Source organism: Alcanivorax sp. (genome assembly GCF_019431375.1).
Lineage (GTDB): Bacteria > Pseudomonadota > Gammaproteobacteria > Pseudomonadales > Alcanivoracaceae > Alcanivorax > Alcanivorax jadensis_A.
In genome coordinates this window covers 3,481,618-3,500,426 of the sequence record NZ_CP080267.1, presented here as the reverse complement: position 1 = coordinate 3,500,426, position 18,809 = coordinate 3,481,618, and the positions used below count along the sequence as shown (strand labels likewise).

22 protein-coding genes are annotated in these 18,809 nt (G+C 59.8%); 5 read left to right on the top strand and 17 right to left on the bottom strand.

Features of this window, described 5'->3' with window-relative positions:
• Positions 1-2 precede the first annotated feature (2 nt).
• The 10 genes from KZ772_RS16480 to murJ all read right to left on the bottom strand — a co-directional run bounded on the left by KZ772_RS16480 (position 3) and on the right by murJ (position 10,098).
• On the bottom strand, positions 3-536 hold the full coding sequence (locus KZ772_RS16480) for a PilX N-terminal domain-containing pilus assembly protein (protein ID WP_290537542.1): 534 nt from the start codon (positions 534-536) through the stop codon (positions 3-5).
• Between the two features lie 45 nt (positions 537-581).
• Positions 582-1,382 (bottom strand): PilW family protein, encoded by an 801-nt coding sequence (locus tag KZ772_RS16475; protein WP_290537541.1) that lies wholly within the window; start codon positions 1,380-1,382, stop codon positions 582-584.
• On the bottom strand, positions 1,379-1,882 hold the full coding sequence (pilV, locus tag KZ772_RS16470) for a type IV pilus modification protein PilV (protein WP_290537540.1): 504 nt from the start codon (positions 1,880-1,882) through the stop codon (positions 1,379-1,381). The genes KZ772_RS16475 and pilV overlap by 4 nt, the downstream gene beginning before the upstream one ends.
• Entirely contained in the window at positions 1,882-2,370 is a 489-nt protein-coding gene (locus KZ772_RS16465) for a GspH/FimT family pseudopilin (protein ID WP_290537539.1), read from the bottom strand. The genes pilV and KZ772_RS16465 overlap by 1 nt, the downstream gene beginning before the upstream one ends.
• A gap of 241 nt (positions 2,371-2,611) precedes the next feature.
• Positions 2,612-3,547 carry a 4-hydroxy-3-methylbut-2-enyl diphosphate reductase gene (ispH, locus tag KZ772_RS16460; protein ID WP_290537538.1) on the bottom strand — a complete coding sequence of 312 codons (936 nt, stop codon included), beginning with the start codon at positions 3,545-3,547 and terminating at the stop codon, positions 2,612-2,614.
• Between the two features lie 87 nt (positions 3,548-3,634).
• Positions 3,635-4,105, bottom strand: coding sequence for a peptidylprolyl isomerase (locus tag KZ772_RS16455; protein ID WP_290537537.1), 471 nt, complete (start codon positions 4,103-4,105; stop codon positions 3,635-3,637).
• Positions 4,098-4,613 (bottom strand): signal peptidase II, encoded by a 516-nt coding sequence (gene lspA, locus KZ772_RS16450; RefSeq protein WP_290537536.1) that lies wholly within the window; start codon positions 4,611-4,613, stop codon positions 4,098-4,100. The genes KZ772_RS16455 and lspA overlap by 8 nt, the downstream gene beginning before the upstream one ends.
• A gap of 4 nt (positions 4,614-4,617) precedes the next feature.
• Positions 4,618-7,428 (bottom strand): isoleucine--tRNA ligase, encoded by a 2,811-nt coding sequence (gene ileS / locus KZ772_RS16445; protein ID WP_290537535.1) that lies wholly within the window; start codon positions 7,426-7,428, stop codon positions 4,618-4,620.
• Positions 7,425-8,393, bottom strand: a complete 969-nt coding sequence (gene ribF, locus KZ772_RS16440; protein ID WP_290537534.1) for a bifunctional riboflavin kinase/FAD synthetase — start codon at positions 8,391-8,393, stop codon at positions 7,425-7,427. Before ribF ends, ileS begins: the two co-directional genes overlap by 4 nt.
• A gap of 139 nt (positions 8,394-8,532) precedes the next feature.
• Entirely contained in the window at positions 8,533-10,098 is a 1,566-nt protein-coding gene (murJ, locus tag KZ772_RS16435; protein WP_290537533.1) for a murein biosynthesis integral membrane protein MurJ, read from the bottom strand.
• 224 nt (positions 10,099-10,322) lie between these two features.
• On the opposite strand from murJ, the gene rpsT reads away from it, so the two are divergent.
• Positions 10,323-10,589: a 30S ribosomal protein S20 gene (gene rpsT / locus KZ772_RS16430; RefSeq protein WP_290511147.1), complete on the top strand. Its 267-nt coding sequence runs from the start codon at positions 10,323-10,325 to the stop codon at positions 10,587-10,589.
• Positions 10,590-10,666: 77 nt separating this feature from the next.
• On the opposite strand, the gene proB is transcribed toward rpsT, so the two are convergent.
• The 4 genes from proB to rplU form a co-directional block, all read right to left on the bottom strand.
• Complete coding sequence (gene proB / locus KZ772_RS16425; RefSeq protein WP_290537532.1) at positions 10,667-11,779, bottom strand: glutamate 5-kinase; 1,113 nt, start codon at positions 11,777-11,779, stop codon at positions 10,667-10,669.
• Between the two features lie 23 nt (positions 11,780-11,802).
• A complete protein-coding gene (cgtA, locus tag KZ772_RS16420; RefSeq protein ID WP_290537531.1) occupies positions 11,803-12,987 on the bottom strand; it encodes an Obg family GTPase CgtA in 1,185 nt (394 codons plus the stop codon).
• A 171-nt stretch (positions 12,988-13,158) separates the two neighbouring features.
• A complete protein-coding gene (rpmA, locus tag KZ772_RS16415) occupies positions 13,159-13,419 on the bottom strand; it encodes a 50S ribosomal protein L27 (protein ID WP_062817615.1) in 261 nt (86 codons plus the stop codon).
• Positions 13,420-13,449: 30 nt separating this feature from the next.
• Complete coding sequence (gene rplU / locus KZ772_RS16410) at positions 13,450-13,761, bottom strand: 50S ribosomal protein L21 (protein WP_290537530.1); 312 nt, start codon at positions 13,759-13,761, stop codon at positions 13,450-13,452.
• 240 nt (positions 13,762-14,001) lie between these two features.
• Here rplU and KZ772_RS16405 point away from each other — a divergent pair, with 240 nt between their 5' ends.
• From KZ772_RS16405 to KZ772_RS16395, 3 genes are read left to right on the top strand one after another with little or no spacing between them, the layout of a single operon-like run.
• On the top strand, positions 14,002-14,973 hold the full coding sequence (locus KZ772_RS16405; protein WP_290537529.1) for a polyprenyl synthetase family protein: 972 nt from the start codon (positions 14,002-14,004) through the stop codon (positions 14,971-14,973).
• A gap of 14 nt (positions 14,974-14,987) precedes the next feature.
• On the top strand, positions 14,988-15,569 hold the full coding sequence (locus KZ772_RS16400; protein ID WP_290537528.1) for a YajG family lipoprotein: 582 nt from the start codon (positions 14,988-14,990) through the stop codon (positions 15,567-15,569).
• Positions 15,569-15,850 (top strand): SelT/SelW/SelH family protein, encoded by a 282-nt coding sequence (locus tag KZ772_RS16395; RefSeq protein WP_290537527.1) that lies wholly within the window; start codon positions 15,569-15,571, stop codon positions 15,848-15,850. Before KZ772_RS16400 ends, KZ772_RS16395 begins: the two co-directional genes overlap by 1 nt.
• A 166-nt stretch (positions 15,851-16,016) precedes the next feature.
• Here KZ772_RS16395 and KZ772_RS16390 read toward each other — a convergent pair whose 3' ends face one another.
• The 3 genes from KZ772_RS16390 to KZ772_RS16380 all read right to left on the bottom strand — a co-directional run bounded on the left by KZ772_RS16390 (position 16,017) and on the right by KZ772_RS16380 (position 17,771).
• A complete protein-coding gene (locus tag KZ772_RS16390) occupies positions 16,017-16,211 on the bottom strand; it encodes a CPXCG motif-containing cysteine-rich protein (protein WP_035250019.1) in 195 nt (64 codons plus the stop codon).
• A 2-nt stretch (positions 16,212-16,213) separates the two neighbouring features.
• A complete protein-coding gene (locus KZ772_RS16385) occupies positions 16,214-16,618 on the bottom strand; it encodes an HIT family protein (RefSeq protein WP_290537526.1) in 405 nt (134 codons plus the stop codon).
• A 139-nt stretch (positions 16,619-16,757) separates the two neighbouring features.
• A complete protein-coding gene (locus KZ772_RS16380; RefSeq protein ID WP_290537525.1) occupies positions 16,758-17,771 on the bottom strand; it encodes an AraC family transcriptional regulator in 1,014 nt (337 codons plus the stop codon).
• 122 nt (positions 17,772-17,893) lie between these two features.
• Between KZ772_RS16380 and KZ772_RS16375 the strand changes: the two genes are divergently transcribed.
• Positions 17,894-18,730: an NAD(P)-dependent oxidoreductase gene (locus KZ772_RS16375; RefSeq protein WP_290537524.1), complete on the top strand. Its 837-nt coding sequence runs from the start codon at positions 17,894-17,896 to the stop codon at positions 18,728-18,730.
• Positions 18,731-18,809 lie beyond the last annotated feature (79 nt).

Here is an 18,809-nt window from a genome sequence, read left to right as displayed (position 1 = left end):
ACCTAGAAGTTGCCGCTCATGTATAGCCCCTTGCGGGAGAATTCCTGGACACTGTGACTTTCCACTTCCAGATCTTCCATGTCGCCCTTGGCTACCGTCACAAAGTCATACCAGACAACCGTGGTACCGCCCGCCCCCGTCGTGGTGATGGAGTTCCCAGCGATATTACGGATATTGTTTTTTGCCACCGTCCGAGACGAGGATTTCAGCAGGCTGCGCGAGTCCATGTAGTCTGATGCACCGCAGGCACCGCTCTGGTAAGGGTCATCCGCAGTCACACAGCGGTGCTGTATCTCGAATTTCCCCTCGGAGAAACGGCTAGTTAGTGCCCTGAGGATGACGTTATTCTGTCCACCCTCATCCGCATTCAGGGCCTCTTCAAACATGGACTGCAATGCAGTTTCACCTGCCTGAAATGTCATGGCGCTCACCTGAGACCCGGTGGTGATTCGAGCATTGAACAGCGACATACGCATGGCGGAGACACCCAGAATGGAAATCACCACCAACAGAAGCAGAGCGATGAATAACGCCATGCCATCCTGTTTTCTTCGATGTAAAAGTTGGGCTGCAGTTTTCATCTACACGGAATCCCATCTGTAATTACGAAGTTTGATTGTGCGAATAAACAACCGTCGTACCGCCTGCACATCCAGAGGCGCTGCACCACCGCTCAACTCATTGTCCAGCACGGTAAAGCCTCTTGGCGTTTCGCTCTGAACATCACTGTCGCGGGATGCCCTTACCAGCAAACCGATCCGCACACTAACAATCAGATCCCCTGCGGCAACCTGGTCGGCTCTGCGATAGTTGCCGGCATAGGGCACACCATCGTCTGCCGTGGCCCCTGCGGTCATTGCCCTGTCCACACCGTACTGAACCTGAAAACTGTCCACATTACTGACCAGAGTGACGCCATCGGTATCCACTTCACCGCCACTAAAAGCCAGATCATCATTGGCATCGATTAGACCCACACAAACCAGGTCGCCGTCTGCGTTAACGGAATAGCGATTCTCTATCAGGGCATCATCATTTGCCCCCGTGTAAAGATCACCTTCACAATCCATGGTGCCGAAGAAGCGAAAACGCAGCTCATCGTTGTCAGTAGCTCCCGTGCCGCCTTCATAGCTACTGGCGACGATGACACCTCCAGATTCCGTACCATCAGCTCGAGTCAGGCCCGCCATGCGCAATTCTTTAGACATCAACTCAGCGGCAAAACGGCCGGTTTCCTGCACTTCACTCATGGTTTGCTGCAGGCGAAAAGAGCGCTGATTAGTGATAAACATCTGCACTGCTGCTGCGGTGATCAACGTACCGAGCAGCAATGCGACCATCAGCTCGACAAGACTGAACCCTTGCTGTTTCGAACGCATCATGTGCGCACCTCCAGGACCACACAGTCAGCTTCGCTGACAACCTGATTTGCATCCTGGCAGTTATCCAGAGATTCGCCGCCCCAGGCCACCAGCACACACTGAGCAGAACTGCCCTTGCAGTCTTCAACACGAACCACACCTTGCGAGAGGAGGTCATTGGCATACCATTTGAGCTGAGCTATATCCCAGGTCGCCATGGCACTGGCAGTACAATCACTGTTCCAGCATGTATCGGGTAACGTGGCAGCCGGATCGCCGCTCCAGTTGGACTCGGTCTGGTAAACCGTGGATGAACCGGGGTTCGCCATCATCCTTTCAACCGCATCCTGGGCAATCGCCATTGCCTGGGAGCGCATATAGGTTTCGTCCGTAGAATCCAGCGCCCGGAGCTGGAGACCGGCGTAACCAAGCACCCCGATACTCAGCACCAGAAGCGCCACAAGCACTTCCAACATCCCCACGCCAGCCTGGCGAATCTGCATTGACTTCACTTTCGTCATCAGCTGCACCCGTCAAAATCTTCATTTTTCAACAAGCCGGTGCGCCCTACCCCAATCTGGCGCCCCGTCACTTCCCCTTTCGCATGACAAACCTGAAAAGTCAGTGCAGCCGGGGTCCGCCCCTGAAGATCAAACGTCACCGTCGTGGTGCCATCCGCTTCTGTCAGCGTAGCGTTCTCACAGGGATCAAAAGTTTTTGATTCTGTGGATCCCGCATACTCAAGGGTCCAACCACCAGCTCCCCACTCATTTCCTGTAGTGGTTCCATCCACGGCTTCCACACTGACAGTACGGCGCAGATTCACTGCATCCGCACGGGCAGTGTTAAGTGCCGCGACCAGATCCATGGTGCAGGAGCGAACCGCAGAGTCCGCAGTCAGCATCCGGAAAGACGGAGCGACCATCGCGATCAGGACCCCCATAATGACAATCGCCACCATCGCCTCGACAATCGTAAAGCCCCGTTGTTTTTGATTTATGCTCTTCATGGAGACATGCAACCCAATATTGTGTGAATTAACTCTAGCAAGCCGGTGAAGGGCATCAATGAGGGAGTGATAAACGGGCCGCCAGTGGCACCAAGCGGTATAAGTTGCTGAAATTTAATGAATTTTGGTACTTTCGGGTGTGAATTAAATCACACTATAGTCGTAGATCTTCATAATCTACGCACACTAAAGAACCAATCATGGAATTACACAGGCAGCGACACCTGAAGGGGAGCAGGCGTTACGTGCGCAGCGCCTTGGGCATGGAGAAGCGGATATTCTCCTCCCGGCCGGGGATCTCCTCGGCGTCGGAGCCACCCAGGGATTTGAGGGTGGTGATAACCTGCTGGACCAGCTCTTCCGGGGCGCTGGCGCCGGCGGTGACGCCGACAGCAGATTTTCCCTTGAGCCAGGCAGGGTCGATCTGGGAGGGGTCGTCGAGCAGGTGAGCTTCGGCGCCGCAGCGCTCGGCCAGTTCCCGCAGGCGGTTGGAGTTGGAGCTGTTCACCGAGCCAACAACCAGCACCAGGCCGCATTCCAGGGCCAGCTGACGCACGGCATCCTGGCGATTGGTGGTGGCGTAGCAGATATCCTCGCGTTTGGGACCGAGGATATTGGGAAACCGCTGGCGCAGGGCATCGATGACCCGGGCGGTGTCATCCACGCTGAGGGTGGTCTGGGTGACAAAGGCCAGGGTGTCCGGATCGCGAACCTGCAGCTTGGCCACATCCGCCTCGTCTTCGACCAGATAAATGTCGCCGCCATGGGCCTTGTCGTACTGGCCCATGGTGCCTTCTACTTCCGGGTGACCTGCATGGCCAATGAGAATGCTCTCGCGGCCTTCGCGGGCGTAGCGGATCACTTCCATATGGACCTTGGTGACCAGCGGGCAGGTGGCATCAAATACCTTCAGCTGGCGGCGTTCCGCTTCCTGCTGCACGGCTTTCGACACGCCGTGGGCGCTGAAAATGACGATGGCGTCATCCGGCACTTCGTGGAGCTCTTCCACAAACACCGCGCCGCGCTGGCGCAGATCATCAACCACATAGCGGTTGTGCACCACTTCGTGACGCACATAAATGGGCGGTCCGAACACTTCCAGGGCCCGGTTGACGATGTCGATGGCGCGATCCACCCCGGCGCAGAAACCGCGGGGGTTGGCGAGTCGGATTTGCATAAGAAGGCAGCGAACAGTTAACAGTGAATAGTTAACAGCGAAAGGCTGTTCCGGGCATTCTAACTGTTAACTGTTCACTATTCACTGTTAACTGAATTTCACCGTCTGCTCCGGCGCATAGCGTTCCACAGCGATGATCTCCACCTCGAAGGTCAGATCCCGCCCGGCCAGGGGGTGATTGAAGTCCACATAGACCCACTCATCCTCCACCTTGCTGATCACCCCCGGCAACTCGCCACCGGCGGCATCGGCAAAGCTGAGCACCATGCCCGGCTCCAGGGTGTCATACTGGGCAAAGGTATCCCGGGTAAAGTGCTGCACATTCTCGTCGTTGTAGTCGCCGAAGGCCTTTTTCGCCTCCAGGAACACACTGCGACGATCGCCGGCCTTCAGCCCGCGCAGGGCACTTTCGAAGCCCGGCAGCAAGGATTCGTCACCCCAGACAAAGGCTGCCGGCTCACCATCGAAGGTAGAATCCATCTCGGTACCGTCCATCAAACGCACGGCGAAATGCAGGGTGATGCGGGTATCCGGGCCCGCGCGAAGAATCTCAGTCATGCTTTTTGCGAGCTCCCAGGAACATGTCCAGTACTATCAGGCCGGCACCGATAGTGATGGCGCTGTCGGCGATGTTGAAGGCCGGGAAGTGGCTGTTACCCCAGTAGAAATCCAGAAAATCCACCACATGGCCCAGCACCAGCCGGTCGTAGAAATTGCCCAGCGCCCCGCCCAGAATCAGGGCCAATGCCACGCCCTGCAGTTTCTCGTCAGCGGTGAGCCGGGCCAACCAGACCAGAATCAATACCGAGGCACCCAGTGCAATGGCAGTGAAGAACCAGCGCTGCCAGCCACCCGCATCCGCCAGAAAGCTGAAGGCGGCACCGGGGTTGTAGGCCAGGGTCAGATTGAAGAACGGCATCACTTCCAGCCGCTCGTAGAGATCGAACCGGGCCACCACCATATGTTTGGTGATCTGATCCAGCGCAATCACCACACCGGTTAGCCACAACCAGATCAGCTGACCCGGCAGCAGTCGTTTCCGGCTTTCAGAGGATGCGCTATCCATGGCCTCACGCATAGCGTCGCACCTCGCCATCACCGTCCACATTGGTGACGCAACGGCCACACAGCTCCGGGTGCTCGGCATGGCTGCCCACATCCGGCTGGTGATGCCAGCAACGCACACACTTGGTGTGTTCGCTGGGCACCACCTGCACCTTGAGGCCGGCCACCGACGTCGCTTCCATATCTACCGGCGCCTCGGCCAGAGGCTTGAGAGTCGCGGCAGAGGTAATGGTGACAAAACGCAGCTCATCACCAAGACGATCCAGCAGGGCCTGCTGGTCGCCATCCACATAAAGCACCACCTCGGCACCGAGCCCGCCCTTGATCAGCTTGTCGCGGCGCGCATTTTCGATGGCCTTGTTCACCGCCTGTTTCACGTCCTGCACCTGCTGCCAGAAGGCGCGATCCATGTCCGCATCGGTAAGCGCGAAAAGCCCCGTATACCATTCCGCCAGGAACACGGAATCGAGCCGCTCACCGGGCAGGTTCTCGTAGATTTCCTCGGCGGTGAAGCTGAGCACCGGCGCCATCCAGCGCACCAGCGCCTGGGCAATATGATAGAGCGCAGTCTGGCAGGAGCGCCGCGCCACGGAATCTGCCTGGGTGGTGTACTGGCGATCCTTGATGATATCCAGATAGAAGCCACCCAGATCCAGGGCACAGAAGTTGTGCAGCTTCTGGTAGACCTGATGGAAATGGTAGCCGTCGTACAGCCCCTGAATCTCTTCCTGCAATTGCAGGGCACGATCAACAATGTAGCGATCCAGCGCCAGCATCTGCTCCGGCTGCAGGGCATCAGCCGCCGGGTCGAAGCCACTGAGATTGGAGAGCAGGAAACGGCTGGTGTTGCGGATACGGCGATAGCTGTCGCCCATCTGCTTGAGGATGTCCTTGGACACGGACATCTCGCCACGGTAATCGGTGGCTGCCACCCACAGGCGCAGGATGTCGGCGCCCAGGTCGTTCCACACTTCCTGGGGAGCAATCACATTGCCGATGGATTTGGACATCTTGCGGCCCTGCTCATCCACGGTGAAACCGTGGGTCAGCACCGTCTTGTAGGGCGCCGCATCACGGATCGCCAGGCTGGTCAGCAGGGAAGACTGGAACCAGCCACGGTGCTGGTCTGACCCTTCCAGATACAGATCCGCAGGGCTTCCCAGTTGCTCGCGCTGATCCAGCACACAGTAATGGGTGACGCCGGAATCGAACCACACATCCAGGGTATCGGTGACCTTGCTGTACTGGTCCGTCTGCTCGCCAAGCAACTCGGCGGGCTCCAGATCGAACCAGGCATCGATGCCTTCTTTTTCCACCCGCTGGGCCACCTGCTCGATCAGGGCCGGGGTATCCGGGTGCAGCTCACCGGTTTCCTTGTTCACGAACAGGGCGATAGGTACACCCCAGGTACGCTGGCGGGAGATACACCAGTCCGGGCGATCGGTAAGCATGCCTTCGATGCGGGCCTTGCCCCACTCCGGCAACCACTGCACCTGGTCCACTTCCTGGCGAGCGCGGGGCAGCAGCCCGGCCTTGTCCATGGACACAAACCACTGGGCGGTGGCACGGAAGATCAGCGGCGTCTTGTGACGCCAGCAGTGCGGGTAGCTATGCTCGATTTTCGCCAGCTTCACCAGGGCACCGCTTTCTTTCAGTGCCTCAATCACCGGCTCGTTGGCTTTGCTCACATGCACGCCACCCACCACCGGCAGGTCGTCACGGAACAGGCCGCTGTCCAGCACCGGGCTGATCGGGTCCAGATCGTATTGCTGACCCACCACAAAGTCGTCGGCACCATGACCGGGCGCCGTATGCACCAGGCCGGTACCGGCGTCGGTGGTCACATGATCACCAAGAATCACCGGCACCTGGGCGTCCAGGAACGGATGCTGCAGGACCAGTCGTTCCAGCTTGTTGCCTTTCACGGCAGCAGAGCGGGACACATTTTCCATACTCCAGCGCTCGACAAGATCGTCTGCCAGCGCCTCGGCCACCAGCAACTCTCGCCGCTGCCCCTCCACGTCACCGGACAGCAGCACATAATCCAGTTCCGGATGCACGGCCACGGCCCGGTTGGCGGGCAGGGTCCAGGGGGTGGTGGTCCAGATCACCAGCGCCGGGGCGCTGGCCTCGATGCCGGATCGGGCGGCGAAGTCCGCCACGTCCACCACGCTGAACGCCACATCAATGGCCGGGGAGGTCTTGTCGTAGTATTCCACTTCCGCTTCCGCCAGGGCGGAGGCGCAATCCAGGCACCAGTGCACCGGCTTGAAGCCCTGCTGCAGATGGCCATTGTCGACGATCTTGCCCAGGGAACGGATGATGTTCGCCTCGAAGGCGTAATCCATGGTCAGGTAGGGATTGTCCCAGTCGCCGAACACGCCCAAGCGCTGAAAATCGGACTTCTGTCCGGCCACCTGCTTGCTGGCGTATTCGCGACATTTCTTGCGGAAAGTGCCGGCATCCACCTTGTGGCCGGCCTTGCCCACCTTCTTTTCCACCATCAGTTCGATGGGCAGACCATGGCAGTCCCAGCCCGGCACATAGGGGGCATCAAAGCCTGCCAGGGTGCGGGACTTGACGATCATGTCCTTGAGGATCTTGTTCACCGCATGGCCAATATGAATGTCGCCGTTGGCGTACGGCGGGCCATCGTGAAGAATGAACTTGGGACGGCCGGCAAAGGCCTCACGGATCTTCTGGTAGAGCTGCTTTTGCTGCCACTCTTTCAGCCGCGCCGGTTCGCGCTGGGACAGACCGGCCTTCATGGGGAAGTCGGTTTGGGGAAGATTAAGCGTTGCCTTGTAGTCCGTCATAGTCCCGTCTTGAATAGTCCCGTCTTTTCGAAGTAGTCCCGGACCGCTTGCACGTCCTGCCAGATGGCAGTCTTGAGCTGGTCCAGATCCGCGAATTTCTCTTCCGCCCGCACATAATGGCGGAAGGCAACCGTCAAATGCTTGCCGTACAGGCTGTCCTTGCCGACACCTGCATCGCTGTAGTCCAGCAGATGCACTTCCAGGCGATTTTCCGTGCCGTTCACCGTGGGCCGATCGCCCATGTTGGCGGCGCCGATCTGCCCCTCCAGCTCGGCGCCACTGACCGTAACCGCAAACACCCCCGCCAGCGGCGAGTGCAAGCGTTTCAGCGCCAGGTTCACCGTGGGCAAATCCAGGGTGCGTCCGATCTTGTCACCGTGGCGCACCCGACCACTGATGGCAAAGGGCCGCCCCAACAGGGTTTCCGCCAGGGCAAAATCACCGGCACTGAGCGCCGCGCGTACCCGGGTGCTGGATACCCGCTCGCCGTAGATTTCGCAGGTGGCGGTGTCGGTCACAGCGAAACCGAACTGCTCGCCGGCCTGCTGCAGATAGGCGAAATCCCCGTCGCGGCCACAGCCGAAACGGAAATCATCGCCCACCACCAGGTATTCCACCCCCAGCCCGTCCACCAGCAGGGATTTCACAAAGGCCTCGGCGGTCAGGGAGCGGAATCGCTCGTCGAACCGCACACACAACACCTGATCCATCCCGGCGTCACGCAGGGCAATCAGCTTGTCGCGCAGGGACATGAGCCGGGCCGGCGCCTGCTGCGGCGCAAAAAATTCCTGAGGTTGCGGCTCGAACAGCATCACCGTGGCCTTCAAGCCACGGCGGCGGGCTTCTGCGATCACCTGATCCAGAATCCGCTGATGCCCCTGATGCACCCCATCGAAATTGCCGATGGTGGCCACGCAGCCGCGATGCCTGTCGCGCAGATTGTGAATGCCGCGAATCAGTCGCATCTCATCCTCGTCTCAAAAGACGCCCGATTATACAGGCTCGCCGATGGTTTTGTATGCGCCCGTGACGGCGACCGGCGGGAAAAATGGTTGACCATCACAGACATGGCGCTCACGCAGAGCGAAGACAACCCACTGGATGTCAGCGACGTAAATGCCGCGGGCGCAGCCCCAGGATCAGCAGGCTAACCCCATAGATCGCCAGCCCGGAGGCCACAATCAGGCTGAGCCAGCCAACCCTGCTCCACATGTCGGCCTCGGTCCAGGCCTGGGTCTGCAACGACAGCCAGTAAGTAGCCGCTGCCATCGCACCACCAGCAAACACCATCCGCCCCCAATGAAACAACCAGCCCTTGAGCGGCTGATAGACCCCGGCCCGGCGCAACCCCAGATACAACAACCCGGCGTTGAGCCAGGCGGACAGGGCCATGGCCGTGGCTAGCCCCACATGGCGCCACTCCCACACCAGCATGGCACCAAACGCCATATTCGCCAGCATGGCGATCACGCCGATCTTCACCGGGGTACGGGTGTCCTGGCGGGCATAGAAGCCCGGCGCCAGTACCTTGATCAGCATGGCCGCCAGCAGGCCGGCGCTGTAGGCACGCAGGGATTCTGCGGTTTTCGTCACATCAAAAGCGGTGAACTCGCCGTACTGGAACAGCGTGGAGAGCAGCGGCTCAGCCAATACCGCCAACGCCAGCGCCGCCGGCAGACCAATCAACAGCACCATGCGAATGGCCCAGTCCAGGGTGCGGGAAAACGCTTCGCTGGACGCACTCACATGCTTGCTGGACAGGCTGGGCAGGATCACCGTGCCGATGGCCACCGCAAAAATACCCAGCGGCAGCTCGATCAGCCGGTCCGTATAGTAAAGCCAGGTCACCGAGCCGGTTTCCAGCAGTGATGCCAGAACGGTGTTGACCAGGGAGTTGAGCTGATAGACCGAGGCCCCGAACAGGGCCGGCACCATCAATGTCATGATCTTGCGCACCCCCGGGTCGGACCACCCCATGCGCGGCACCGGCATCAGGTTCAGCCGGGCCAGGAATGGCAACTGGAACAGCAGCTGCGCCACCCCGGCGATCAACACCCCCCAGGCCAGCGCCACCGCCATGCGGTCCTCGGCAAACTGCGGCGCCAGAAACAGGGCGCAGCCGATCAGGCTCAGGTTCAACAGCACCGGGGTAAAGGCCGGCACCGCAAAGCGGTTCCAGGAATTGAGAATGCCGCCAGCAAAGGCGGTCAGGGAAATAAAGAACAAGTAAGGAAAGGTCAGCCGCAGCATTTCCACGGTCAGGGCCCGTTTCACCGGATCATCGCCAAAACCCGGCGCAAACAACCACACCACGCCGGCTGCCGCCAGCATCCCTACGAGAGTAATCAACGCCACCACGGTGCCCAGAGTCCCGGCCACCCGGTCCACCAGCAGCTTGGTGGCCGCCATGCTGCCCTGACTGCGGTACTCGCTCAGCACCGGCACAAACGCCTGGTTAAAGGCCCCTTCGGCAAACAGACGACGGAAAAAATTGGGAATTTTCAGGGCCACGAAGAAGGCATCTGCCCCGGCGGAAGCCCCCAGCATGCGGGCGATCACCACATCCCGAACCAGCCCGAGCACCCGCGATAGCATGGTCATGGTCGCCACCACGGCGGTGGAGGCCATTAAACCGGCTTTTTTCGGGGTCTTTTCTGTGGATTCGGTCATGATGCCTCCAGCAAACCGGGCAAGAGTAAACAAAGGCCACCCAAACCGCCAGAATGATGATTTCCGCCACCGCAGCCCATTGACATCAGGCCGTCGGATCGGCATAGTTGCGCGTCTTTAGACCGTGGCCCGCGTGTTTTTTGATCACAACAGGCAGGGTCGGCCCATAGCGGCCAGTGTCACAACCCGATTTGACCTTCGAATTTAAGTATAGGAGCAGGACCTTGGCTAACTCACCGCAAGCACGCAAGCGTGCGCGTCAGGCGGAAAACCGCCGTCAGCACAACGCAGCGATGCGCTCCATGGTGCGCACATACCTGAAAAAGGTGAACGCGGCTATTGCGTCCGGCGACCAAGGCAGCGCTCAGGAAGCTTATAACCAGGCGGTGTCTGTGCTGGACAAAGCCACCCGCAAGGGCAAGTTTCACCCCAACAAGGCTGCTCGCCACAAGAGCCGCCTGAACGCCAAGATCAAGGCCATGGCTGCCTGAGTCTGACGCGTTCGCGTTAAAAAACCGGCCATTGGCCGGTTTTTTTATGTCTGGGAATCAGTGACCCGCTTCCCACATCAGCCAACTTCGAACACCACCATATTGTCCCGGTGGATCAGCTCTTCCTCGTTCATGTAGCCCAGCACATCGGCAATCTCAGTGCTTTTCTTGCCACAGATCCGGCGCGCGTCGGCAGCGTCATAATTGACCAGGCCACAGCCGATGCGCTCGCCCTGCTCGCTTTCACAGGCCACCATTTCCCCGCGGGAGAACTGACCGAACACATCCATCACACCCACCGGCAGCAGGCTGGAGCCACCATCACGAATACGGCGCACCGCTCCGGCATCCAGCACCACCCGGCCACGCATCTGCAGATGCCCGGCCAACCACTGCTTGCGGGCATTCATGGGCGAGGTATCCGGCAGCAGCGTAGTGCCGGGCCCCTGCCCCTGTGCCAGCTCCGCCAGCACCTGCGGGCTGCGCCCGGACGCAATGGTGGTGGAAGCCCCGGAGCGAGCAGCCAGCTTGGCAGCGCGCACCTTGGTGGCCATGCCACCGCGACCCAGCAGACCACCACCGCCAGCGACGCGGGCGATATCCGGGTCCGATGCCCGCGCTTCGCGGATCAATTTGGCATCGGGATTGCTACGGGGATCAGCGTCAAAAAGCCCCTCCTGATCAGTGAGAATCACCAACCGGTCGGCTTCGATCAGATTGGCCACCAGCGCCGCCAGGGTGTCGTTATCGCCAAAGCGGATTTCATCGGTGACCACGGTGTCGTTCTCGTTGACCACCGGCACCACCGAAAAACCCAGCAGAGTCAGCAACGTGGAGCGGGCGTTAAGGTAGCGCTTGCGGTCAGACAGATCGTCATGGGTGAGCAACACCTGGGCGGTGTGAAGATTGTGCTTCTGGAAGCGCGACTCCCAGGCCTGCACCAGCCCCATCTGGCCCACCGCAGCGGCGGCCTGCAGCTCGTGCACGGAATCCGGACGGGAGGCCCAGCCCAGCCGGGTCATCCCTTCTGCCACCGCACCGGACGACACGATGACCACCTCGATGCCCTGCTCGCGCAGCGCCACCATGCGATCCACCCAGGACTGCATCAAGGCACAGTCGAGACCCTTGCCGTCATTGGTCAGCAGGGCACTGCCTATCTTGATTACCCAACGCTGGCGGTCCGCCACGCTCACTCCTTCATTGCGCTCGATCAAGGTTCGTAAATGATTTCCACATCGTGGTCATCATCATCGTCGTCATCGTCATTCTGGCGAGCCCGGCGCGCGTCAGCCTTGAGCTCCTGCACCTTTTCACGGGCCTCTTCTTCCAGGCGGGCGCGAAGATCCTGCTGGGCAGCGGCATAGTCCGGGTCTTCCTGTTCCAGCCGGCGACGATCCTCGATGGCATTCATCAGGGCGTAGACCAGATCTTCGCAGCCCACGCCCGCCGCAGCGGAAATCTTGAACACCGGCCCCTGCCAGCCCAACTCTTCGACAATGGCACCCGCCTGCGTCTGCGCTTCATCATCCGCCAGCAGGTCAATCTTGTTGAACACCAGCCAGCGCTCCTGCTCGGCCAGAGCCGGAGAGAAACGATCCAGTTCGTCGGCAATGGCATCAATATGATCCGCCGGGCTGCTGCCATCCATGGGCGCCAGATCCACCACATGCAGCAACAGGCGGGTGCGCGCCAGATGCTTGAGGAAACGAATCCCCAGACCCGCCCCTTCTGCGGCACCCTCGATCAGGCCGGGAATATCGGCCACCACAAAACTGCGATGGCGATCTGCTTTCACCACACCGAGATTGGGCACCAGGGTGGTAAACGGATAATCCGCCACCTTGGGCTTGGCGGCGGAAATCGCCCGGATCAGGGTGCTCTTGCCGGCATTGGGCATGCCCAGCAGCCCTACATCCGCCAGCACCTTCAATTCCAGACGCAGGCGACGGGATTCACCGGGCTTGCCCTTGGTGATCTTGCGCGGCGCCTGATTGGTGCTGCTCTTGAAGTGAATATTGCCCAGGCCACCGCGACCGCCCAGAGCAATCATCACCGGCTTTTCCGGGTCGGTCAGATCCGCCAGCACCTCATCGGTATCCACATCGACAATAGTGGTGCCCACCGGCACCAGCAGCACCACATCGTCAGCGGATTTGCCGGTCATCTGGCGCCCCTTGCCGGGCTCACCGTTGCGGGCCTTGAAAATGCGCTCGTAGCGGTAGTCCACCAGGGTGTTCAGGTTGGTATCCGCCTGCACCATCACACTGCCACCGGCACCGCCGTCGCCACCATCCGGGCCACCGAATTCCACGTATTTCTCGCGCCGGAAACTCAGGCAGCCATCACCGCCCTTACCGGCGTGCACTTCAATGGTGGCTTCATCGACAAATTGCATTGGGAGGACACTCTTTACTGGATGGATGCCATTGTAGAGCAGCACGCAGGCCGCTCACCACAACGTCTCAGATCTGTTTCCTGTGGCGTGATGCATATCGCTTGCAAGCAGCCTGACACAAAAAAGCCCCGCGGGCAGGAGCCTCGCGGGGCTTTTTCTGACCCTTTCGGATCAGGCCACGGGCTCGATCACCACAAACTTGCGGCTCAGCGGACCCTTGGTTTCAAACTTAACGCGACCGGTCTCTTTGGCAAAGATAGTATGGTCTTTGCCCATGCCGGCGTTCACACCAGCGTGGAACTTGGTGCCGCGCTGGCGAACAATGATTTCGCCTGCGCTGACAACCTGACCGCCAAAGCGCTTAACGCCAAGGCGTTTACTTTCCGAATCGCGACCGTTACGAGTACTACCACCGGCTTTTTTATGTGCCATGTCTCAATCCTCTCTTCAATGTCTTAAGGATCAGCCCTGGATCCCGGTGATTTTCACCGCCGTGTACCACTGGCGATGACCTTGTTGCTTGCGGGAGTGCTTACGACGACGGAACTTCACAATCTTGATTTTCTTGTGACGGCCCTGCTCCAGCACTTCAGCGGTTACCTTGGCGCCATCCAGCAGCGGCTGGCCGACTTTCACGTCATCGCCGTTGGCAACCAGCAGCACCTGGTCGAAATCCACGGATTCGCCAGTGGCCACTTCAATTTTTTCGATGCGAACAACATCGCCTTCTTCAACGCGATACTGTTTGCCACCGGTTTTGATTACTGCGTACATGTATGTGCTCCAGCACAACTCCACTCAGGCGGGTAACACCCTGTTTTCAGGCATTGCCACTTGCAGGCCAGGCAGAGGATGAAATTGGGTCGCGAAGTGTACGTGAAACACTGCCCCCGAACAAGCCCTGATTGCGCCTCGTGCCGCCGCCTTCACGGGGGATGGGCTTTCCTTGACTAGCTGCCAGCCACTGCTAGCATTGCCCGCTGTTGCGCCCACCTTCTGTCTGGACACAAGTGCATGGATTTCAAGGCCATTTATGCTGTCGTTGAGGATGACTTCACGGCGGTGAACCAGTTTATCAATCACCACCTGGATTCCAATGTCCCACTGATCCGTGAGGTAGGTGACTATATTGTCCAGTCCGGCGGCAAGCGCCTGCGCCCGCTGGTGTCCATCCTCTGTGCCCGGGCGTCCGGCTACAGCGGCGAGCGCCATGTGGATGTAGCCGCCATCATCGAATTCTTGCACACCGCCACCCTGCTCCACGACGATGTGGTGGATGAATCCAACCTGCGCCGCGGCCGACCCACCGTCAACGCCGTGTGGGGCAATGCCGCCAGCGTGCTGGTGGGCGACTTCCTGATTTCCCGGGCCCTGCAACTGATGGTGGGGCTCAAGCACCCGCGCCTGCTGGATATCTTCTCCCAGAGCACCAACACCATCTCCGAAGGCGAAGTGCTGCAGCTGATCAATGTGCGCGACCCGAATACCAGCGAAGACAACTACATGCGGGTGATCCACCACAAGACCGCCAAGATGTTCGAGTCCGCTGCAGAAACCGGCGCGGTGTTGGGGGCCGATGACAACACCGACTTCGTGGATGCCTTCGCCGCCTATGGTCGCCACCTGGGCATTGCCTTCCAGCTGATCGACGATGTGCTGGATTACCAGGGCGAAGCCAGCGAACTGGGCAAGAATGTGGGTGACGACCTGGCCGAGGGCAAACCCACCCTGCCGCTGATCTACACCATTGCCAACGGCAGCCCGGAGCAGGCCAAACTGATCAAGGACGCCATTCGCAACGGCGGTCTGGACCATCTGCAGCACATTATTGAAACCGTTCAGGCCAGCGGAGGTCTGCAATATACGGTGGACAAGGCCGCCGAGCATACGCGCCTGGCCCTGGACGCCATCGCCGCGGTGCCGGCCTCCCCTTACAAGGAGACCCTGTTCACCCTGGCAGAAGAATCCCTCAAGCGGACCTATTAATACAAGGAGCCACCATGTTACGTGCTGCGCTAGTGCTTGCCCTGACTGCCACTTTCGCCGGCTGCGCCCTCAGCCCGCAGGTCATCGATGTGAAACCGGTTGCCAACGTGGACGCCACCAACATTGGCCGCAACCAGCCGGTACAGGTTCTGGCCGTGGATTCCCGGGACCAGGACGCATTCGGCACCCGCGGTGGCGTCTACAAGGATACCGCCCTGGTACGCCCCGCCAATGACGTGAAAGACGCCATTGAGGACGCCGTTCGCAAGGGACTGCAGACCCAGGGTTTCAACGCCTTCAATCCCGGCGATGACGCCACCCGCCTGGAGGTGCGCCTGGAGCAGCTGGACTATGTGCCAGAGGAAGGCTCGGTGATTAATCAGGTCACCCTGACACTGACCCTGCTGGCCGAAGCCAGCCGAGGCGATGTGATCCACACCGGCACCTACAAAAGCAGCGTGGAACACGACCTGCCAATGACACCGTCGGCAAGCCGCAACCAACAGATGGTCAACGATATCCTCAGCGGTGCCATCACTCGCCTACTCAAGGACCCGGAAATGTTGTCATTCCTGGCAGGTAACGATCAGCCCTGATGCCCACAAACCGCGTTGCCATCCACTACTGCAGCCAGTGCAACTGGCTGCTGCGCAGCGCCTGGTACGCCCAGGAGCTGCTGACCACCTTCAGCGATGAACTGGACGAAGTGGCCCTGCAACCAGGCACCGGCGGCGTGTTCCGAATAGAGGCCAATGGCAAGCCGATCTGGGAGCGCAAAACCGACGGCGGCTTTCCGGAAATCACCGAGCTGAAAAGGCGGGTGCGGGATGTGGTCTGCCCGGAGCGGGAGCTGGGGCATATTGATCGCAAGGGCTGAGCTGCAAGTTTCAAGTTGCAAGCTTCAACGCGAGGGCATGCAGTGCCATCCGGAGCGGATGTCATTCCACGCCCCGACTCGTGGTGCAGTGGGGCGCGGGGCACAACCTGACAAGATACCATCAGCCTTTGCGCGAGCTTTGAAACTTGCAACTTGAAACTTGCAACTACTCATTCTCAGGCCGCACATCCACCTGCGGCTCTTCGCTGTCAAACGGCACCGCCACGGTAAACAGCAGTGGCTGGCAGCACACCTGACAGTCTTCCACATATTCCTGCTCCGCCACCGAGGTATCAATCAGCACCTCAATGGGCTCCCAGCAATGGGGACATTGCACGGTCACCGGCACCAGCCCTGCCATAACTAGATCGGCTCCGGATCGGCCAGCGCTTTCAGCCACGCCGGGCGCTCGCCCTCTGCCCAGGGCTCAGGCTGGCCCTGCCCCCAGACCGGACCCGGCCAGCAGGGATCACCCTCGAAACGGGCGATGATGTGAATGTGCAATTGCGGCACCAGATTGCCCAGCGCGCCGATGTTGATCTTGTCCGCCCCGGTCACCCGCTCCAGACGCGCAGCCAGGCCGTTAACCTGCTCCAGCAGCGCCTGCTGCTCCGCCACCGGCAGGTGATGCCATTCACGCAGGCCGTCCCGTTTGGGTACCACGATCAACCAGGCAAAGCGCTGGTCATTCATCCAGCGCAGCCAGCACAGCTCCGTTTCACCCAAAGCACGGGTGTCAGCAGCAAGACGGGGGTGGAGCGTGGCCATGGTATCTCCTTGAATAATTGAACATCGGAGCGAGTGACGAGATGCGAGTTTCGACATTCAAAACCTGAAAGCCTTTCGCTTCGCTTAACTCGCATCCTGTCACTGACCGATAGCGGTCACCTCAAATCAGCGACGGCTATCACCGATAATCGGAAGGACTGCGTAACGTCCAGCGCCGAAACGCCCGGGCAAAGTTGGAGGCATCGGAATACCCCAGACTCATGGCGATCTCATCCACCGTCTTGTCCGTCTGTGTCAGGTATTCCACCGCAAGCCCCTTGCGCAGGCCGTCCAACACCTCCTGGTAGCTGGTACCCAGTTGCTGCAACTTCCGCTTCAGGGTCCGGGAAGACATATGCAGTTCGCTGGCCACCTCTTCCACGCCGGGAAAGCGTCCACCACCGCCCAGGATGATCCGGCGCACCTGACCAAGCAACGCCGGCGGCGCCTTGATGGAAGCCATTTCCTGTTCGCACTGGTCCGCTGCCATGCGAGCCAGTCGCGGATCGGCAAATTGCAATTCATAATCCAGGCGCTCCACCGGAAAGCGCATCTGGTTATAGGCACAATCGAAATACACCGGTACCGGCATCACCGGTCGCATGCGAGCAAAATACTCCGGCTCCGGGTAGGTAAAGCGCAGCTCACCGATAATTTCCATATCCGGCAGCAATTTCTGCCCCATGAAATGAAAACTGGAAAACAGGCTTTCCATCATCACCGGCGCCAGATCGCCCAACGCCAGCAATTCGCTGATCTGCATCACCGCCATATCACCGTCGGTGAAGATTTCCAGCTGCACCAGGGTGCTACGGGTGCGGAAATATTTCACCGCCATCTCCATGGCCTCACCCAATGTGGCGCTACTCATGGCCGCGTAACCGAGAAAGCCGTGGGAGGAAATGGTCATGGCAGCGCCCAGCTCCCAGCCCAGCCAGGGCTCCCCGCTGAGCTCAAGCCCCCTTGCCACCACCTTCTCGAAGTCCTGGGCAGTCACCCGGGCCTTCGGATCCCGCCAGCAGCCCGGCTCGATAGCGGTGCCGGACAGCATTACTTCATTGGAAATACCCCGCCTGGACAACACATCCAGAAACAGAGCCAAGTATTCGGCGGAGACCGAGTACTCCGCAGGGTCCATTTTTAGTATTGTCATGGCTATATCCTGCTTGAGCCGTCCATGGCCCCAAATGACCGAAAAAAGCAACCATAACGCCACCTATCGCTGCTGACAAGTAACTCTCGTTCACTTGTTATCGCCAACCCCGGGAGAGCACCATGTCCACCGCCAACCTGAAAGGCAAAACCCTGTTTATCACCGGCGCCAGCCGCGGCATCGGCAAGGCCATCGCCCTGCGCGCCGCCCGTGACGGCGCCAACATCGTTCTGTTCGCCAAAACCACCGAGCCCCACCCCAAACTGCCTGGCACCATCTATAGCGCCGCCGAGGAAATCCGCGAGGCCGGAGGTGCCGCCCTGCCCTGCGTGGGAGATATTCGCTACGAGGAGCAACTCCAGGCCGCCGTGGACCAGGCCGTGGAAACCTTTGGCGGCATCGATATTCTGGTCAACAATGCCAGCGCCATCTCCCTCACCGGTACCGAAGCCACCACCATGAAGTCCTACGACCTGATGCATCAGATCAACAGTCGCGGCACCTTCATGGCCAGCAAGCTGTGCCTTCCCCACCTGAAGAAAGCGGCCAACCCGCACATCCTCAACCTGGCCCCGCCACTGAACATGGCGCCCCACTGGTTTGGCCGCCACGTGGCCTACACCATGGCCAAGTACGGCATGAGCCTGTGTGTGCTGGGTATGGCCGACGAATATGCCGGCAAGGTGGCGGTGAATGCCCTGTGGCCGAAAACCGTCATCAATACGGCGGCGGTACAGAACCAGCTCGGCGGCGCCCCCACCGTCAAGGCTGCCCGCCAGCCATCCATCATGGCCGATGCGGCCTGGACCATTCTCACCCGGCCGGTGGACGCGGCCTCCGGGCGCTTCTTTATTGATGAAGAGGTATTGCGCGACGCCGGCATCAGCGACCTGAGCGGCTATCGGGTGGACCCGGATCTGGACGACGACAAGTTGTTGCCGGATTTCTTTCTGGACTGAGAGAGAGAAGGGGTTACCAAAATTGTCACTTGCTGCCGGGCTCCGCCAATTTCACAGTGATTTTTTTCACATTGCCTCC

What these genes read in the sequence shown, in the direction of transcription:
- KZ772_RS16455 (WP_290537537.1), bottom strand. Translation starts at nt 4,105, where the DNA reads ATGACTGAGATTCTTCGCGCGGGCCCGGATACCCGCATCACCCTGCAT.
- ileS (WP_290537535.1), bottom strand. Translation starts at nt 7,428, where the DNA reads ATGACGGACTACAAGGCAACGCTTAATCTTCCCCAAACCGACTTCCCC.
- lspA (WP_290537536.1), bottom strand. Translation starts at nt 4,613, where the DNA reads ATGGATAGCGCATCCTCTGAAAGCCGGAAACGACTGCTGCCGGGTCAG.
- KZ772_RS16465 (WP_290537539.1), bottom strand. Translation starts at nt 2,370, where the DNA reads ATGAAGAGCATAAATCAAAAACAACGGGGCTTTACGATTGTCGAGGCG.
- cgtA (WP_290537531.1), bottom strand. Translation starts at nt 12,987, where the DNA reads ATGCAATTTGTCGATGAAGCCACCATTGAAGTGCACGCCGGTAAGGGC.
- KZ772_RS16475 (WP_290537541.1), bottom strand. Translation starts at nt 1,382, where the DNA reads ATGATGCGTTCGAAACAGCAAGGGTTCAGTCTTGTCGAGCTGATGGTC.
- rpmA (WP_062817615.1), bottom strand. Translation starts at nt 13,419, where the DNA reads ATGGCACATAAAAAAGCCGGTGGTAGTACTCGTAACGGTCGCGATTCG.
- murJ (WP_290537533.1), bottom strand. Translation starts at nt 10,098, where the DNA reads ATGACCGAATCCACAGAAAAGACCCCGAAAAAAGCCGGTTTAATGGCC.
- ispH (WP_290537538.1), bottom strand. Translation starts at nt 3,547, where the DNA reads ATGCAAATCCGACTCGCCAACCCCCGCGGTTTCTGCGCCGGGGTGGAT.
- KZ772_RS16390 (WP_035250019.1), bottom strand. Translation starts at nt 16,211, where the DNA reads ATGGCAGGGCTGGTGCCGGTGACCGTGCAATGTCCCCATTGCTGGGAG.
- KZ772_RS16405 (WP_290537529.1), top strand. Translation starts at nt 14,002, where the DNA reads ATGGATTTCAAGGCCATTTATGCTGTCGTTGAGGATGACTTCACGGCG.
- KZ772_RS16375 (WP_290537524.1), top strand. Translation starts at nt 17,894, where the DNA reads ATGTCCACCGCCAACCTGAAAGGCAAAACCCTGTTTATCACCGGCGCC.
- pilV (WP_290537540.1), bottom strand. Translation starts at nt 1,882, where the DNA reads ATGACGAAAGTGAAGTCAATGCAGATTCGCCAGGCTGGCGTGGGGATG.
- KZ772_RS16385 (WP_290537526.1), bottom strand. Translation starts at nt 16,618, where the DNA reads ATGGCCACGCTCCACCCCCGTCTTGCTGCTGACACCCGTGCTTTGGGT.
- KZ772_RS16395 (WP_290537527.1), top strand. Translation starts at nt 15,569, where the DNA reads ATGCCCACAAACCGCGTTGCCATCCACTACTGCAGCCAGTGCAACTGG.
- rplU (WP_290537530.1), bottom strand. Translation starts at nt 13,761, where the DNA reads ATGTACGCAGTAATCAAAACCGGTGGCAAACAGTATCGCGTTGAAGAA.
- KZ772_RS16400 (WP_290537528.1), top strand. Translation starts at nt 14,988, where the DNA reads ATGTTACGTGCTGCGCTAGTGCTTGCCCTGACTGCCACTTTCGCCGGC.
- KZ772_RS16380 (WP_290537525.1), bottom strand. Translation starts at nt 17,771, where the DNA reads ATGACAATACTAAAAATGGACCCTGCGGAGTACTCGGTCTCCGCCGAA.
- KZ772_RS16480 (WP_290537542.1), bottom strand. Translation starts at nt 536, where the DNA reads ATGGCGTTATTCATCGCTCTGCTTCTGTTGGTGGTGATTTCCATTCTG.
- ribF (WP_290537534.1), bottom strand. Translation starts at nt 8,393, where the DNA reads ATGCGACTGATTCGCGGCATTCACAATCTGCGCGACAGGCATCGCGGC.